Origin of the sequence: Prosthecobacter dejongeii (genome assembly GCF_014203045.1) — a bacterium.
Taxonomy (GTDB): Bacteria; Verrucomicrobiota; Verrucomicrobiia; order Verrucomicrobiales; family Verrucomicrobiaceae; genus Prosthecobacter; species Prosthecobacter dejongeii.
In genome coordinates, this window is the sequence record NZ_JACHIF010000003.1 from 217542 (window position 1) to 233621 (window position 16080).

At 57.8% G+C, this 16080-nt stretch carries 11 protein-coding genes and 1 tRNA gene; 4 read left to right on the forward strand and 8 right to left on the reverse strand.

Annotated features, from left to right (window positions below; translation table 11 throughout):
- Positions 1-7 precede the first annotated feature (7 nt).
- The 3 genes from HNQ64_RS08800 to HNQ64_RS08810 all read right to left on the reverse strand — a co-directional run bounded on the left by HNQ64_RS08800 (position 8) and on the right by HNQ64_RS08810 (position 5187).
- A complete protein-coding gene (locus HNQ64_RS08800) occupies positions 8-1750 on the reverse strand; it encodes a hypothetical protein (protein ID WP_184207608.1) in 1743 nt (580 codons plus the stop codon).
- A gap of 38 nt (positions 1751-1788) precedes the next feature.
- Positions 1789-3327: a hypothetical protein gene (locus tag HNQ64_RS08805; protein WP_184207610.1), complete on the reverse strand. Its 1539-nt coding sequence runs from the start codon at positions 3325-3327 to the stop codon at positions 1789-1791.
- A 141-nt stretch (positions 3328-3468) separates the two neighbouring features.
- A complete protein-coding gene (locus HNQ64_RS08810) occupies positions 3469-5187 on the reverse strand; it encodes a hypothetical protein (protein WP_221305396.1) in 1719 nt (572 codons plus the stop codon).
- A gap of 564 nt (positions 5188-5751) precedes the next feature.
- On the opposite strand from HNQ64_RS08810, the gene HNQ64_RS08815 reads away from it, so the two are divergent.
- A complete protein-coding gene (locus HNQ64_RS08815) occupies positions 5752-6888 on the forward strand; it encodes a transposase (protein WP_184207614.1) in 1137 nt (378 codons plus the stop codon).
- A 776-nt stretch (positions 6889-7664) separates the two neighbouring features.
- Here the strand turns inward: HNQ64_RS08815 and HNQ64_RS08820 are convergent.
- Positions 7665-7749: transfer RNA gene (locus HNQ64_RS08820), tRNA-Leu, on the reverse strand.
- A gap of 112 nt (positions 7750-7861) precedes the next feature.
- Between HNQ64_RS08820 and HNQ64_RS08825 the strand changes: the two genes are divergently transcribed.
- Positions 7862-8533, forward strand: coding sequence for a hypothetical protein (locus HNQ64_RS08825; protein WP_184207616.1), 672 nt, complete (start codon positions 7862-7864; stop codon positions 8531-8533).
- Positions 8534-8741: 208 nt separating this feature from the next.
- On the opposite strand, the gene HNQ64_RS08830 is transcribed toward HNQ64_RS08825, so the two are convergent.
- A complete protein-coding gene (locus tag HNQ64_RS08830; RefSeq protein WP_184207618.1) occupies positions 8742-9689 on the reverse strand; it encodes a CPBP family glutamic-type intramembrane protease in 948 nt (315 codons plus the stop codon).
- 33 nt (positions 9690-9722) lie between these two features.
- Between HNQ64_RS08830 and HNQ64_RS08835 the strand changes: the two genes are divergently transcribed.
- Together HNQ64_RS08835 and HNQ64_RS08840 are read left to right on the forward strand one after the other, a co-directional pair.
- On the forward strand, positions 9723-10028 hold the full coding sequence (locus HNQ64_RS08835) for a hypothetical protein (protein WP_184207620.1): 306 nt from the start codon (positions 9723-9725) through the stop codon (positions 10026-10028).
- 338 nt (positions 10029-10366) lie between these two features.
- On the forward strand, positions 10367-10654 hold the full coding sequence (locus HNQ64_RS08840) for a hypothetical protein (RefSeq protein ID WP_184207622.1): 288 nt from the start codon (positions 10367-10369) through the stop codon (positions 10652-10654).
- A 248-nt stretch (positions 10655-10902) separates the two neighbouring features.
- Here HNQ64_RS08840 and HNQ64_RS08845 read toward each other — a convergent pair whose 3' ends face one another.
- The 3 genes from HNQ64_RS08845 to HNQ64_RS08855 all read right to left on the reverse strand — a co-directional run bounded on the left by HNQ64_RS08845 (position 10903) and on the right by HNQ64_RS08855 (position 15758).
- On the reverse strand, positions 10903-12507 hold the full coding sequence (locus tag HNQ64_RS08845; RefSeq protein ID WP_184207624.1) for a hypothetical protein: 1605 nt from the start codon (positions 12505-12507) through the stop codon (positions 10903-10905).
- Positions 12508-12776: 269 nt separating this feature from the next.
- Complete coding sequence (locus HNQ64_RS08850; protein ID WP_184207626.1) at positions 12777-14063, reverse strand: right-handed parallel beta-helix repeat-containing protein; 1287 nt, start codon at positions 14061-14063, stop codon at positions 12777-12779.
- Between the two features lie 84 nt (positions 14064-14147).
- Positions 14148-15758, reverse strand: coding sequence for a serine hydrolase (locus HNQ64_RS08855; RefSeq protein WP_184207628.1), 1611 nt, complete (start codon positions 15756-15758; stop codon positions 14148-14150).
- Positions 15759-16080 lie beyond the last annotated feature (322 nt).

Consider the following 16080-nt stretch of genomic DNA (forward strand, 5'->3'; position numbering starts at 1 on the left):
GGGGGCATCACGGCTCGATGTTTAAAACTTGGAAAGTCCTGCCATCTTCAATGAATGGAGAAGGCGTTCCTTGAGCGGTTTTAACGCTTACAGGGCCAGAGTTTCCATCGAGCTTCATCGTTTGCACGCTGCCGTCCGTAGAGCTCACAATAATGGTATCATTTGCCCACGCACGACCCGCCTCAGCGCGTCCCTTCATGTCGGCATCCCAAAAGGGTGGCCAGCTAGGAATTGCAGGATTTTCATAGATCAGCGCAACTGCTGGCCCATCCTGATTGGTTAGGCCGCGGGTCATGGCCCAGTGGTTCTCTCCCTTGGATACCGCTTCATCGCGAAGGGGGGGCGTGCCTATATTACCGTCAGGAACAAAGGGACTGTCACCACAGCCAAAAATACGTTCATCTTGGATTAAATCTTCTTGGAATAAGGTGCGAAAGGCTTCATTAGAGCTCGACGGCAAGCGTCCTGTGACAGGACTCGGGACCGAGTCTGGATACTGTCCATTGTTATCGGCAGCATACATCTGGCATAACATGGTTATTTGACGGGCGTTGCTGACCGCTTTTACCTGCTCAGCCAGTCGCCTTGTGTTCGCATAGATAGGAATCACAAACGAGGCTACGAGTGCAGTGATCAGCAAGACCGTAGGCCCCCCGACCGCTAAGGCGGAGAGCCACAGCCTTAGGCCTGAAGGTGGCCCCTCTGCTCGAATCGTTGCGGCAAATTTCCTTTGTTTTCGGGCCCGTCTCCACGCGGCCCAGTAAAGCCCCTGCACCATCAGCCCGAGCAGCATGCCATAGATCAAACCGACGATAGGAAACAACAGCTTGAGGCATACTGTGAAGACCAAGCTGATGAGGATGGTCACCCCTCCACGCTCATAAAGCCGGGTTTTCCAATCCTCTGGAGATACCTTGGTCTGAACGAATTCTAGGGCTTCTTTTGAAATCTCAGGCGTGCCAGAGGGCACGTCCTTCATCACTTCTTCCACGCTTTTGACGAAGGCCTTTGCCTCGGGTGGAGAACCCTCAGGCCAGATCAGCATTTTGGGATTTTCCTTCAGTTGTAAGGCATCCCCCAGCAGTTGTTCGATGGAGTCTTTCCACGCCTCGCAGCTCTTGGAATCATCCACAATGAAGATCACTCGGCTCTGACCAAAAACGCTCCACGCCAGCCGGATCTCGTCCAGCACATGAGGCGTTGTGTCGCGAATGTCCATGAACACAAAACGGGTTTTTGAAAACGTTGACAACAAACGGGCCATCCAGTTGTGATCACCTGCTTCCATCTCAAACTGTCTAGAGCCGAGATAAGAAAGCCCCGTGATTAAAGGGCTCACTAACCGGGTCCACACCGTCGCCCGTTTGGCTGGAGGCAGGATGCCTGACAGTTTATAACTAGGCCCCAAAGCCGCCTTTAGCCAAGCGCGCAACTGATCCGCCGCCGTATCTGAACGAAAGGCGCGGAGGAAGATGCAGAGATCCCTTTTGCGAGCGGATGTCTCCTCCAGCAACAGCATCATCCCTTTCAAAATAGAGAGGGATACAAGAAAGCTTACGAAAGTGCTCAAAAGTGCTTTTCCCGGATCTCCAAAGGCTATCCCCACCAAGAATCCGAGGCCCAGCAAAAGGAAGAAGACGAGAAAGTTCCATTGAAGAAAGTTCGCCGCAACTCGCACCACATCCATCAGGGGGCCGCATCTCCGCAGCTCCCGCCGGATTTGTTGTTGATCTGGGTTGGGAGTATTCATTGGATTTAGTTCTATCGTTCGTTAGACTCTGTCATTTTTTACCTGCCAGCGTTCTTGATGGCCTGCTTCCATTCCAAAAGTTCATCCAGCAGCAGCTCTTCGCTGCGCGCCACCTGGGTCTCGATGGTGGACTTCGTTTTCATTCCTACCAGGGCTGTGCGGATCTCCGTCAGGCGTGCCGCCATCTGTGGGTAGCGGTCCTTGCGCCGGCCTGCATCCAGGACATTCCGCAGGCTACTGGCCACCCCCGCTAGCATGGGCAGAGCGATGGGGAAAAACACCACGGCCAGCCACAACCAAAAATACTTTTCCATCTGCAGCCCCTCGGGTGGCCACCAGTGCTTGCTCAACTTATTGAACAACGACAGCACCACAAACGCGGGGGCTAGCATGGCACTCCAGCGGCTGACATGCCCGGTGAAATCCCACCACCGGAGCGCTGTGGGCCGCATTTTTAAGTAATGGCGGATCTGCCCGTCCTCATGTTGATCCCCCAGACGGATGTCCACATACCGATCTTTGAGCACCTGCACATCGGCGGTATCCTGGTGCCGCAGCACCAGCAGCCCCGCGCTGAGGACGAACCGCGTCCATTGGGGATCATGACGGGTGATAGCGGGGTGCAGGGGATTCAGAATAGGGATGCTCGTCCGCAGGCCCCTCACCAGTTCACAGGCAAATCGGCAGCGGATCCACCTTTGCTGGATGTGCTTGCGCCGCAGCCGAAAGCTCATCCATAGGGCGAAGCTGACCAGCCCGAGTTCCAGCAAAGTCAGCGTCCACTTCGTCTCATCCCATACGGCCTCACCACTGCCACGAAAAGTGACCAGCGCCGCTAGCAAGGCGGCACAGGCATGCAGGAAAATGATGAGCACCAGAGACGGGCGGAATCGCCCCGCCTCCTTCATGGCTATTTCATCCATGCATGCTTGCAGCTCCCTCGGCGTGCTCACACTCTGGCTAGCGGGCACACCCGTTTCAGCCGCCAGCGCGTTCAGCTCCATCAGCACAGCATCTGCGGGGAAAATGGACACGTTCCGCTCTATCATCTGCGTTTTACCCGTCTTCGGGTCAATGAGGATGACGGGCTTTCCCATCGCCTTGGCTTGGCTGACCACCTGCTCCGTCCCGCCCAGCCCGCGGGCCGGTTGCCCATCCCAAACCGCCACCATCACATCCACCGCATCCAGCATGTGGATCGCTTGGTTAAAGTAGCACTCGGGCCGCGTCCTCTCCCCGGGCACCTCATGCACCGAGTCCCACCCGGGCAATTGCAGCGCTGTGTCCAGTTGCCGCTGCGAGCGCGCCCAGGCCTCTGGCGAAGAAAAGTCTTTGGCAAATTCCTCCGCCGACAGCGGCAGCAGGAGGTGCACGGCCATCCCCAGCTCCCGTGCTATCTCCACGCACAGTGTATCGGCCCCTTCTGCCAAGCTGGTGTAAAGCTCCACTTCTCCTTGTTGTGCCTGCGCTCTTTCCCGCAGCTCCCCCAAAACCTCCTGGATGGATGCCCTCACCGTCGCCTCATCATAGCCTGCACGATGTCCGGTAAAGCCGATGAGGTAGCAGGGTTTTAACATGAGTGAATCCGGGGCTGAAAGGGGTTTTAAAAAATGACTTCAAGGCAGCGTTCCAATGGCCGCCTGAATGGCGAGAGGAAATCCGCAAGGACGTTCCAATGTCAAGACGGGGAGCACGGCAGTTTTCCCGCTTCTCTCACCTCAAACACTGTAGTTCCTCGTGACCGAGAACCACTCATGCTGCTCTTCAATGAGCATTCGCTCGGCATGCTCCACCAGCCGCAGTCGGCTGCTGTTGGCCTGGGTGGCCGTCAAAGTGGCCGCCAGTCGGCGTAGGTAATGATGCATGTCACGGTACCGTTTGGCCCGGCGTCGGCAGTCGTTGATAGTGATCATCCCCAGCGCATAAGTCGCCACAAACGGCGCCAAGATCACTGGCACCGCCAGCCAGTTAAACACATCCAGGTAAGAATGCTCACCATGGCCCACATGGGCGACTTTTAAAACAAACGTCAACCCGCCTAAAAGAATGGCCGTCCAGATCGCCACTTGATAACTCCGGTGCCAGCACCGCTCCTCCGCCAGGGCCTGCTTCTGTTTTTTCTCATAGTGTGCGGCCTGGTCCTCCAAGCGTGATTGAACGTACAGCCGCACGGCCTCCCGCATATTGGCCTCCTTCACCGTCTCCCCTTGCCAGGGCCGCTCAGCATTCAGCGCTGGCCTCGGTGACTGGCCTTTCACTGCCGCTCCCTCATCCATCACCCGCAGGAGTCGCAGCGTGCGCAGCAGCCGCTTCAGCTTCGGAAAGTCCTCCTCATCCGCCGCATCCATCGGCTGCTCAGGCATTGGCCACAGAGAGAGCGCCCCCCGGCACAGCTCCGCCAGGATGCGCGCATGCAGCCAGCTTTCCCGCTCATGGTGATGATGCAGATGCTCCTCAATTCGCTGCGCCCAAAACGCCAAAGCCGGCTTCATCAGCGCCAAGCTCAAAATCAAAAACCCCAGCAAACCCGCCGGGTGCTCATGCGGTCGATCAAAGGCCAGCGCCGTCGCCGCCAGAGCCGCGATCCCCGTCGCCATCAAGTGCAGCGTCAGCATCCGCTTCAGCCCCCCCACCGCCTGTTTGCGATGGTGATTCGCCAGGCCACCCAGGCGCTGCTGCAGGACTAACAAACTTTCACGAAAAACCGTTACTGGTCCCTGCGGCATATCCCCCCCATCTGCTATGATCCCCGCCGGCAGCGCACCCTCACAACGGCGCACCAGCGGCGTCACGATCTCATCATAAAAAAGACAGCCCGCCCGCCCATGCCGCCCCGCCTCCGGGTCATTGCGCATCTCCCGTGTCTGCCAGGGCGACACCGCATCCATATTCAGCAGGATGCACGGCCTGCGCCCCGCGATCGCATACCGCGCCATCGCCAGCGTCCCCGCCTTCGAACACGGAATCTCCAAAGGATTCCGCCTCTGGCTCACCTCCGTTCCCGGGTTCGTCGCCGCCGCCAGTTCCAGAAACTCATCATTCCTCAAAAGGCAGATCATCACATCCGCCTCATCCACGATCCGGTACCCACACTCCATGTACGCCGCCACGATCTCCGTCGTCTCCCTCTCTGGCACCGCCCCCGGCGCCCCAAGGACTAAAATTTCAAACGCCCCCTCCAGGCACGCCCGCGCCTCCCCCCCCCGCAGCGCCCCCTCCTCCACCGGCAGCACCCGCCCCTCCTCATCCTTCTCTAGATCCTGCCTCAAAAACCCATCCTGCTCAAAAGGCAGCACACACTTCCATGGCAGCGGCGGCCTCTCCCCATCCCCCCGCAGGCACTCCTGCGCAAACAGCACATCTCCGCCGCGCGCGATCGAAGAAATCCCCGTCAGCCGCGCATTCTGCCTTACTGCCGCCGCCTGAAAATAATTCAACGCCGCCCCGATTACCCCCCGCACCTTCGCCTCATCTCCCCCCTCCACCTCAGGCCCCAAAAACCGCTTCCCACAAAACCCCACCGTCCAAAAAAGCCGAAAAGTCTTTTCCTTATTCGAAGAAACCTTCGCAGACGAAAAGTGAGATGAATCGCAGGTCATGGCAAAAACGCGTTGAACTGGAAAACTTCATAGTAGGCCAAATGGAAGAAGTCCACACACATCTTTCTAGTGGATATTCGATAATTAACGTAAGCGCCAACCAACAGCCTTGACCGTGCCAAGCCATTTGAAGAAATGAACTGCCAACACCTTCTCGGCTATGAAAACCCCATGTGTTCAAGAGCCTCGCCCGTTCTTCGTTGCCCCGTAGCAAAGCCACGCAAAATGGAAAGAAGAACGGACAAAACCGCTTGGGGCAGGAGGGGCCAAGTTCGCCTACGTCTGACTGAAAACCCCAAGAAAAAAAGAAAAAAAGATGCCAAAAAAAAGATGCCATGCCAAAAAAAAGATGCCAGGCAACCAGTGCTTGCTTTGGCGTCTTTTTGAGCTCAATTCCAACCCATGAAAACCACCCGAATGCTTGATTCTCAGGGCCATGCGATGGAGCAGCAGCTTGTTGGGATCAATGCCAAGACGGCTCCTTATCCTGCGGCGCGTTCTTGGTCCGGCGGGCGCAGGCGGGTGGTGGGAAAGGGGCCCTTGGAAAGTTACTGTTACCACGTCATGTCACGCACCTGCGGTGGTGAGGTCTTTTTTGACGACGTTGAAAAGGAAGCGCTGAAGCGGCTGATGTGGCGGCTGGCGGACTTTTCAGGCGTGAAGCTGGTGACTTACTGCATCATGGGCAATCACTTCCATGTGTTGGTGGAGGTGCCTCGGCGTGAGGTATGGTTGCAGCGATTCGCAGGTCCCGCTGGTGAAGAAAAACTCTTCGAACATCTGCGCCTGCTTTACAGCAAGACCTACCTGGCCTTTCTGCGTGAGGAATTCGCGGAGCTGCGTCGCCTGGGACTGGAAGCCCGAGTGCAGGAGAAACTGGAAGCTCTCTACAAACGTTTTTGTGACCTCTCCCTTTACGTCAAGGAGGTCAAAGAACGCTTCAGCCGTTGGTTCAACAAACGCCGGGGCCGACGCGGCACGTTGTGGATGGATCGTTTCAAAAGCGTGATGGTGGAAAGTGGGGGCGAAGCACTGCGGACGATGGCGGCTTACATTGATCTGAACCCGGTGCGGGCGGGGCTGGTAGAAGATCCCAAAGACTACCGCTGGTGTGGGTATGGCGAGGCCGTGGGTGGTAGCCGGAGAGCCCAGCGTGGGCTGTGCAAAGCGGTGGCTAAACCTGTGGATGGTTGGGTGAAACAGGAGGCGGCGAAGGCCTACCGCTGCCTGTTGTATGCCAGTGGCAGGGAGGTGAGAGATACGCAAAACACAAACGTGGTTAGGCCGGGAGTGACAGCGGAGGAGGCGCGAAAAGTATTGGCCGAGAAGGGGAAACTGAGCCCTGCAGAACTGGTGAGGCTGCGGGTGCGTTACTTTACCGATGGGCTGGTGCTAGGAAGCCAGGCGTTTGTGGAGAGCGTGTTTGAAGAGAACCGGGGTTGGTTCGGCGCGAAGCGCAAAAACGGAGCGCGAAAGCTGAGCGAGTGCGCGGGGAATCTGTTTTCGCTGCGTCGCTTGCGAGTGCGTGCGGTGGGGTGATGCGGCGGACGGGGGATGGAGAGGCCAGGATGACCTCACTCCTTGGGACGATGCAAGGAGCGGGCGTGGCTGAAAGAACGGAGTTCCGCGAGACGCGAAACTCAGCACGCAAGATCCCGCAGTCGCGGGACAGGCGCATGTGCGCTCCGTGGCGCTTGCGTGTAAGGATACATTCCAAAAAAATGCCAGGTGATGTGCATACTTTTGTGTCTTTTTGGCTTTCATTCTTTCTCCCTCACGAAAATCGCCTGAAGGCTTGATTCTCTGGGCGATGCGATGGTGTAGCTACTTATTAGGAGCCCTGCCCAAGCGCTTACTTAGCCTGCGGCGAGTTCTTGGGCTGGCGGGTGCCATCTGTGTCTGGCATCTTTTTCGCCATGAACGAAGAAGTGCAAATGGCTCTGGATCAGTGCCAGAAATGGATGGACAAGGAACTGGAAAAAACGATGCTTGGCATAAAGCGCTGACTCTACAACGGAACTCAGGTATAGTTTATGGATGCAGCATCAATCATTGTAGTCGGTGGCTTCATCGTTTTGACCTCTGTCTGTATTGCCGCAGTCCAGAAGCTTTGGGCTGTTTCATTTCTCGCCGCATGTGGCATTGGCATACCGGCAGCCTACGCGATCGGTATGATTACCATCTGGCTGCTCGGCAAGCTGACTGGACCAAAGTGATCGTCATCATCCCGGACCCCGAAATGCCGATTCTCCGCTGTTAACCCCGAAGAAAACAAAGAAAAGAGGCCAAGCAAATGGTCCCTGAAAATCAAGGAGTGGTGCCGGAGACAGGACTCGAACCTGCACTAGTTTCCCAACCAGATCCTAAGTCTGGCGCGTCTACCAATTCCGCCACTCCGGCAAGGAGGTGCTGAAGGGCTAGCATTCCTTCTGGCGGGCGGGGGTGCAAATGATTTGTGGGGGTGAAGCGGAGGAAGATTGACAGTTTGGGGGGCTGCCTAGGAGGATCGGGGATGATGCGCGCTTCTTTACGCTCGGTTTTTCTGCTGCTGATGGTCTTCGCCTGCGTGGGCGCGGCGGGGGCGGCGCCTCGGGTGTTTGCTTTGCCCTCAGGTAAAACGGTGGCGGGGGAGGTCGTGTTTGTGGGTCGCGATGAGGTGCTGGTGCAGGGGGCCTTGGTGGATGAGGTTTTTTACCTGCCGTTGAATCAATTCACGCCAGCGGAGCAGGCGTCCCTCGTCCAGTGGGGGCGGGCTAAGATGGCACGGTGGGCGAATGTGGCGGTGGACGTGAAGTCGGTGCGGAAAGTGGAGAGATCTCAGCGTGGGGGCGTGAAGACTCTGAAGAATATTCTCCAAGTGACGGCGACGATCAAAAACAGATCCGCGCAGGCTTTGAAGGAGGTGAAAGTGGAGACGCGCGGAGTCGTGACGAAACGGGAGGATACGAACGCGAACGCTAAGGATGAGGTGAGCAGCTCCATTCCTTTCGGAGATATCGAACCGGGGGGGACGGTGACGCTGGATGTTGCGGAGGTGCCTTTGAAGGTGAAGCTGGAGCAGAGCGTTTCTAGGTCGCGAGGGACTCTGGAAGTTTCGAAGTCTGAGTCGGGACAGGATTTGGAGATTTTCAGGGTGTCTGTCTATGTGGGCCCAGAGTTGATCTGGCATCAGCGGGTGAAGTAGGCGGGAGGGGGGGAGGCGTGGGGGAAGCTCCTGGCGCTGGGGTTTGGCGAGCTGCTGCGGTATAGGAATTCCGCGCTCCTCTCGGGGGCTGTGCCAGGGGCGGACGTTGATGTGAGAGGGGAGTTCCGCGAGGACGCATGCGCTCCATGGCGGACGGGGATTTCAAGGAGTGAGGGCTTCCAGCCCTCATGCTGAGGCCAGGATGGCCTCACTCCTTGGGCGTGCAAGGGGGGCGGGGCAGGCAGCGGAGGGCGAGCCAGCCGGTGAGGAGGACGACGAGGAGGGGGAGGAGGCCGATTTTGAGATTGCTGCCGATCCAGGGTAGCCAGCCGGGCTGGCTGCGGGTGAGGGCGCTGAAGTATTTGAGCCCGAAGACCCAGCCGCCATGCAGGCCGATGCCGAGCCAGAGGGCGCTGGTTTTCAGGCGCGCCTGGGCCAGCACCCAGCCGACGGCGAAGAGGGTGGCAAATTCGGCCAGGAGGAAGTCCACATCGCCAAACCCGGCGGCGATCTGACGCAGGACGAGGAAGCCGCTGGTCCAGGTGACGTCGGCATCGGCGATCTGCCACCCTTCCGGCGGTTTCATGAAGTGGACGATGGCGAAGATGAAGGTGCCCACCCAGAGGGCGCGGGGGATGGACATGCTGCGGAGGAGGAGGCCTAGGAGGAGGCCGCGAAAGAAAAACTCCTCCACGATGCCGGCACCGAGGGCGGCGGTGAGGGGCTCGCCAAATTTAAACCAATCAGGCCGCGGACGGAGCTGGTAGGCACCCATTTTCAGAAAGAGGAAGCCGAGGGCGAGCAGGAGGCCAGCGGCGAGGGTGAAGCCGAGCGCCCACTGGGCGATGCCACGGCCCACGGGCTGCCAGGTGGGCAGCAGGTGGCGGTCTAGCTGCACGGCGCGTAGGAGGGGGAGGATGAAGACGATGGCGCAGAGGAGGACGGCGCGGTTAAAGTAGCGGGAAAAGTGGGCACGCTGGATTTCTGCCAGCAGCCACTGGCCGAGGCCGCTGGGGGTGCCGGTGAGCCAGCCTTTGGCCCATTGGCCAAGGTCAAAAAGCAGCGGGGCTAGCAGGGCACCTCCCAGCATGACGGCGGCGAGGTAGAGCAGGAGCCGGGGCAGGGCGGAGGGGGGGCTGGCGTTGGCAGCTTGCATGGCTGCGATACTAGCGCATCCTGGGCACTCTCAATGACCAAAAACCAAATCCACGAATGGCATGAACGTCTGGAAGACGGCCGCAAGCAGTACATCCGCGCTCACTGGAACTCGCGCGAGTGGCTCTTTCGCCTGGCGCACCCGGATGGTGAGGCCTGGATGCCGATGCAGCCGACGTCTGAGACGTGGCTGAAGCTGCACGATCTGCTGTTCCGCAAGTACCAGCGCAAAAAACTGCCGTTGAAGCACATCAAGACGGTGGAGGCCTCCATGGAAAAGCTGGGCATCCCGGTGCCGGTCCATGGCGGTCCGGAGGAGGCTGAAGAAGAGGAGTATTAGCCGGTTTGATGGCGGATCCCCCGACGGATTTCCGAAACTCTCTGCGCCTCTTGCCTGGAGAGTTTAAAATAAGGCGGCTCTGAAAGGGGCTGGGTTTTAGCCCTGCCTTTTGGCTTGGAAGGACGACATCCAACCCGGCCAGGGACAAGGGCAGGTCCGGGAGCAGGTGGACCTTTCTCATGTCCCTCCAGGACGCGGTGCAACAGGCCACGATTGAGGCGGGTGGACGGACGAGACCGCGCCAGAAATCACGCTCCGAAGGGTGAGTCCACACCTGCGTTTGTATTTGTCAGGGCAGGGTTTCTTGGGAAGTCTGAGAAGTCCGTTTTTATCTGATCATGACTGCTGCCGATCTCGCTCAAGCTCACGTTTTACCTGCGGGTCTTTCCCCGGAGGCGCAGGCTCTCTGGCACACGAAGCATGGGAACTGGGAGGCGGCGCATGACATCGCGCAGGAGATTCACTCGCCGCTGGGTTCGTGGATCCATGCGCTGCTGCACGTCATCGAGGGAGATCAATGGAATGGCGACTACTGGTTTGCCAAGGCGAAGAAACCTTCCCGGGGCCCGGGGGAGGTGGACGCGCTGTGGGAAGAGATCGCAGCGGTGGTACTGGCGGGCCGGTGAAAGAGCATGCTGGGTTGCTAACCTTCGCCTGATTTTTCAAGCACCCTCGGGAGCTGTCGCAGCATCATGCATGGGAAAGGAGAATCCTTGGGTGCAAGGGGGATAAAACGGTAGCCCAAGAACCATGCGCAGAGCCAAAGGCGCGTGAAACACTGGTTTAGATTGGTCTCGTTGAGAAGGGGTTGAGGCTCTATTTTCCTCCGCCTCCCAGGTTTGAGAAAATTTGCGGTCTGCGAGGCTGTGAGGAGTTATTTCACAGGCTTCACATACAGGGCGCTGAAGCGAATGTGGGTGTTTTTGGCACCTTCGAAGACGACTCGGACGCGCACATGATCGGGTAAACCGACGATTGCGTTCTGCCCATTCCATTGGATGGGCACCTGGTAACCGCTGTGGCTGACGACGGCGGCATTAACACCCGAGTAGTGGGGGAGAGGATGCTCTTGTGCATCCAGCAGTTCAACCTTCAGCCTTGCCTCAGGCCCCAGGCCATCAGCATTCATGTAAAAATGCTGCGCCTGACCCACTGTTACACCCAGGGGCATGGTGATGAACTCGCTGGTGATCTCTGGGAGTTGATAGTCACCTGGGCCTTTGCCTGCTTCCTCGACCACAAGATCGCCGAAACGGTCTCGCGGCAGCAAAGCAATGCCCACTCCACCTCGCAGCGGTTCCTCCTCCCAGTGTCGTGGATCCCAGGCCCCATAATAGAGATAAGTCTGGTCGCCCACATTTTCAAAACCTTGGCCTTGAATCACGCCCCCCTGATCCCATTCACCGTCCGCACCTCGACGTATGAAGGTCCATTCATGAGCGGGTTCTCGGAAGTGGATGCCGTCATTGCTGAGGACAAAACCGAGGTCAATCGTGACGTCCTTCCAGTCCGCTGCGCCGTGCCAGATCCCGGAGATGCCTAACAGCACATGACCGCGATTCCACACACTGATGCCTTCATGGGTTTGTTCTCCTTCGCGGCTGCGCCCTGGGCCTAACAAAGTATGCTGTGAATGTCGTGTGAAAGAAACACTGCTGGTCTGAGACCATTGGCGAAAGTCAGGGGAGCGGTATGCCCGTGCTACCCTCCCATGGTAGGGACGGGTGGCGTCCATCGAGTTTTGCCCAGAGGCATAAAACTGGCCCTGCCATTTGTAGAGGCCGCCTGCTGGTTCAAAGTGAATGGGGGGTAGGACTAGATTCTTGGTGGGTAACTCGGCTTTTTGCGTTGTTACGGGCTGCTCCATTTTCCATGTAAGCCCATCCGCACTGACAAAAGGAGCCAGTGTGCCCAGTCGCCGCTCTTGACGGAAATAGACGTGGGTAGAGATCTTGTAGCGCCGTGCCGGATCTGGATCTTCTGGATCGGCCAGCACCTTCACGTTCACAAAACCGAGTGGATAGGGCTCCGTGCGGATGAGGTTATTATTTTTGTTCCCAGCGTAAGTCACCAGCCCAAGGTTGGGCTTCACCCAGTTCACACCGTCATCACTTTCCGCATAGGCAGCGCGCCATCGGGCGGAGGACAGCTTGTTTTTCTGGTCATCGTCAAAGGCGACATACCACAGCCTGAATTTGCCATTTTCTCGGAGGACAGAGCCGTAAAACTGCACGCCTTTGGCATCCGGTGTTCCTGGAGCACCGCGTCTCAGCACGGGGTTGTTCGGGTGCTTTTTGGGGACACGCATTTCCAGTCGCAGGTTCTGGGCATGCGGAATGGAAACGTGATCAAACGCAAACAGAGTGGTGACTTGGGTTTCATCAAAATAGTCTTCAGCCAGAAGGGGGCAGGAGGTCAGAAAGCCCAGCGCTAGAACCATGCGCGAGACGTGCGCGGTGTGAAAGAATGGGTCGAACATATTCATGGTTAGGCGGGGTGATCTTGGTGAGGCACTACTGGCGAGGTGCGTGTGTGGGTAGCCTGCATGGCTGGCCAGGAAGAACGGATGCAATGCGGTGGTAACGCAGGTTTTGACCCCTACTTCTTTCTAAAACTGAGGCAGGATGAATTGATTTTTGTATAGGGGTCTCCTTTTGTTGAAGCATTGAATTAGCCTGCTACCCAGAGGGTTTGAGGGTCGGCCAATGCTGGCAAATACATAGCCCTACCAACCTGACATTCAGAGCGTTAGTTCTTGATCGCTTTTTGAAGCCTCCAAGGGGTGGAAGGCTTCCCCCCGGCATAAGCCCCTCGCGTGCTGCTTTTCGGTTCTCCTTCAAAGTCCTGGTCGTGATCGGTCTCACCGCGAAACGGAGTGAGGTCCAGAGGTGGGCCTTCGCAGTGGCCGGGGCGGGGACGGAGGTCGAGTTGACCAAGAGTCAGGGACGGATGGATGAGGTGTTCTCCGGCTGCCTCAACGGGCGCGGTAACATTTTCAGAGGCGTTCGGCTTCGCCTGATCCACCAGCGGTTCGGTGGCGAAAATCACGTTGCCCACAATGGCTTGGCCCTCCTGGGTCTTGCTGCCGACCCGGATGCCGCGCGCGGCGGCATAAATCGTATTGTGATAAACATGCGCCAGCTTCAATGGCAGATCATGATTGCGTAGGGTGATGGCTTCATGCTGCGCGGCGGGGCAATCTCCCAGGACATTGTCATGGATGGAGACCCGGCCCGAGGCGCGCAGCAGAGACTCGCGAGGATTGTGCCAGATGAAGTTGCCGTAGATCTCATAAAGGTTCATGGAGCCAGGACCGCTGTCTGGGAAGCCTCCGACGAGTAGGTTAGGCCGATTTCCATCCGGACTGGGTTGATCATTCTTGAGGAAAACATTGTGCCGGATGAGCGTGCTGCATGCGGTGGTGGGCAGACCTGGCAGGTCGGGATAGGCCTTTTGATATTTGATCTCCATGCAGTAGCCGATGGGGTCATGAACGAGGTTGTTTTCAATGATGCCGTGTACAAAAGGGGCGGTGCCATCTGAATTACCGAGATACAGGCCGGTCCCGCAGTGGCGGATGATGTTGCGCCGGATGATCCAGTCCCACGTGGGTGTTTTGGTGGAGATGCCCACCGCTTGCTGGGAGGTGTTCCAATCACTGATGATGCAGTCTTCGATCAAGATGTGATGAACCAGGTTTTTCAGCCCTCCCTGAGCGCTGATGCCGAACACCCCGGGGATACCCGTGGGGCCTTCACCCAGGATGGACAGCTTCTTCAAAGCCACATAACTGCACTGGCGCAGCTCCACGCAGTTGGCGTTTTGAGTTTGGCGAATCTCAGCGATGCCTTGTTCCGGCCCCTGGATGGTGATCCACGCATCGGCCCTGCCGTGGCAATCAGTGACGGGCAGTCCACGGCTGTAAACCCCTGCGGCTAAAACCAGCGTGTCTCCTGGCGCTAGGCTGCCCAGAACCTTGCGATAATCTTGCGGTCCCGCGTGTTTGATTTCCCCGGCAGCAGCCAAGGTGGTCATCAGCGAGACTAGAAAAAAGAACCCTTTAATCATGCATGCATGAAACGGGTTGGTGGGAAGATTTCTACGCTCTTTGTCGCTCCATCATTTGTCTTTCCGTGCTCCAGGTACAGGAAACCCGTTTTGCAGGAGAATCAGGCCGATGATGTCGCCTTGGTCATTGCGATTAAAGGTCAAGGAGGCCTCCACCACATCGTATTCAAAACGGTCCTTGCCCATGTCAAAGACCGGCACGGCTCCCTGTCCGGCGAGTTGGGCATAGAGTGTATTGCCGCGTAGGCTGAGGGTGAGGTCTTTCAGGCCTAACAAAGAATAAGTTCCCACGTAAGGTTTCAGTTCTGTTGCTTTGTGGAGGATGATGGCGGGCACGGCTTGCTCCGTGCGCGCGGCGGTTTGTTCGCGTCCATTTTGGAGGAGAGTGAGGGAGGTGATTTGACCTTCCTTGCGGGTGAAGTGGATTTCTGCATTCACCACTTTTAGGAAAAAGCGATCCTTCTCCCGCGCGAACATCGGCAGGAAAGACTGTCCGGTGAGCCGTGTCCAGAGCTGGCCCTCGCGCAGCAGGATGGTGAAGCGGGCCTCTGTACTAAGGGCATACACGCCGGGGTACTCCTTCAGCGTTTCGCCATCCAGTGTGATCTCCTGGGGCATGACTCGTGGCGCTTCCACACGGGTGCCAGCGATGACCGCCCCGCCGTCCAGTTCGGTGTTGTTGATCAGCACTACCCGCACCGTGTTGGTCGCTGGGATGACCTGCAAGCCAGACCGATAGCCGCCCGTGCCGCCATCATGATTGTAGCTGAGGTGGCCATCGCTTTTCGAGATGAAGGGGCCGAGGCCGATGTGGCCACCGCCAGGGACTTCCGCATGGGCCTGCATGGCGAGGGCAAAGGCTTTGGCCAAGGGGGTGGACTCCGGTTTCGCCATGGCTTGACCAAATTTGACGAGATCCGTGGTGGTGGATCGCAGCGCTCCTGCCCCGGCCACGGCGTCGAAGTGCCAGGACTTGGCGGGGCGATCCTCCTCATGAGGAGCCGCCAAAGGCAACAGGTTGTCCGTGAGCGTCATGCGTGTGTCTTGCAAGCCCAGCGGCTGGCAGATCTTGCTGACCACGGCTTTTTCCCAAGCGGTGCCATAGACCTTGCCTAACAAATGACCCAACAAGCCGACGCCGAGATTCGAGTAGCTGCAGGGATAAGGGCCCTCACCCTCCAGCTTGGTGTGGGTGAGAAAATCCAGCATCAGCTTTTCATCATAGCCCGCATACGGATCGCCATCTCTGACCCCAGCGGCATGGTTCCCTGGCAGGCGGGGTAGGCCGCTGGTGTGAGTGGAGAGTTGTTTCAGCGTGATGGCGGCGATGCGGGGATCTTCAAACTTCAGTCCGGGATCGAGCAGCTTGGAAATGGGCGTCTCCAAAGTCACCTTTCCCTCCACCACTGCCTGAGCTAACAGCAGGCCCGTGAAGACCTTGGTGATGGAGCCGATCTCAAACAGTGCCTTCTCGTGGTAGTCTTTTGAGTTTTCCGCAGGAGCGGCAAAACCTGCGAAAGTGACTTTGCCATTCAGGCTTTCCGCCGTGGCGATGCCCCCGGCTTTCAGCTTTTTAGCCGCCTCGGAGGCTGATTCGGCGAGGGGTCTTTCCGCAGCCATGAGCGTGGCGGAAAAAAGAGACAGGACCTTCAGCAGTTTCATGGGCCGCAGGCTAGCGGTGGATGCTGCGAAAGAGCAAGCTTTCTTGTTAGGCTTAACAAATCACGAAAAGCACTTTCGAAAAGGCGATCTCAGAGGATGGCTGTGTGGCCAACTCCTCCTGACGCAGAGGTCGTAGGTCGGATGTGTTCGGCGCGAATAAATCCCGCCCACATCGCCCCACCCCTTCGCCGAACTATCCGGCGGGTTCCTGAACGCTCGCAGTCCTGTTCGTTTGCTTCTGCACCATCCAGTGACAGTGCCGGATGCCCTGGGTATGGCGTGATTTCTGATCTTGGAATTCAGAAGGCTGTTGGAGTCCACC

Bases quoted from the DNA above. Each gene is read 5' to 3' on its own strand.
- HNQ64_RS08800 (WP_184207608.1), bottom strand. From the start codon at position 1,750: ATGAATACTCCCAACCCAGATCAACAACAAATCCGGCGGGAGCTGCGG.
- HNQ64_RS08805 (WP_184207610.1), bottom strand. From the start codon at position 3,327: ATGTTAAAACCCTGCTACCTCATCGGCTTTACCGGACATCGTGCAGGC.
- HNQ64_RS08815 (WP_184207614.1), top strand. From the start codon at position 5,752: ATGAAAACCACCCGAATGCTTGATTCTCAGGGCCATGCGATGGAGCAG.
- HNQ64_RS08825 (WP_184207616.1), top strand. From the start codon at position 7,862: ATGATGCGCGCTTCTTTACGCTCGGTTTTTCTGCTGCTGATGGTCTTC.
- HNQ64_RS08830 (WP_184207618.1), bottom strand. From the start codon at position 9,689: ATGCAAGCTGCCAACGCCAGCCCCCCCTCCGCCCTGCCCCGGCTCCTG.
- HNQ64_RS08835 (WP_184207620.1), top strand. From the start codon at position 9,723: ATGACCAAAAACCAAATCCACGAATGGCATGAACGTCTGGAAGACGGC.
- HNQ64_RS08840 (WP_184207622.1), top strand. From the start codon at position 10,367: ATGACTGCTGCCGATCTCGCTCAAGCTCACGTTTTACCTGCGGGTCTT.
- HNQ64_RS08845 (WP_184207624.1), bottom strand. From the start codon at position 12,507: ATGTTCGACCCATTCTTTCACACCGCGCACGTCTCGCGCATGGTTCTA.
- HNQ64_RS08850 (WP_184207626.1), bottom strand. From the start codon at position 14,063: ATGACCACCTTGGCTGCTGCCGGGGAAATCAAACACGCGGGACCGCAA.
- HNQ64_RS08855 (WP_184207628.1), bottom strand. From the start codon at position 15,758: ATGAAACTGCTGAAGGTCCTGTCTCTTTTTTCCGCCACGCTCATGGCT.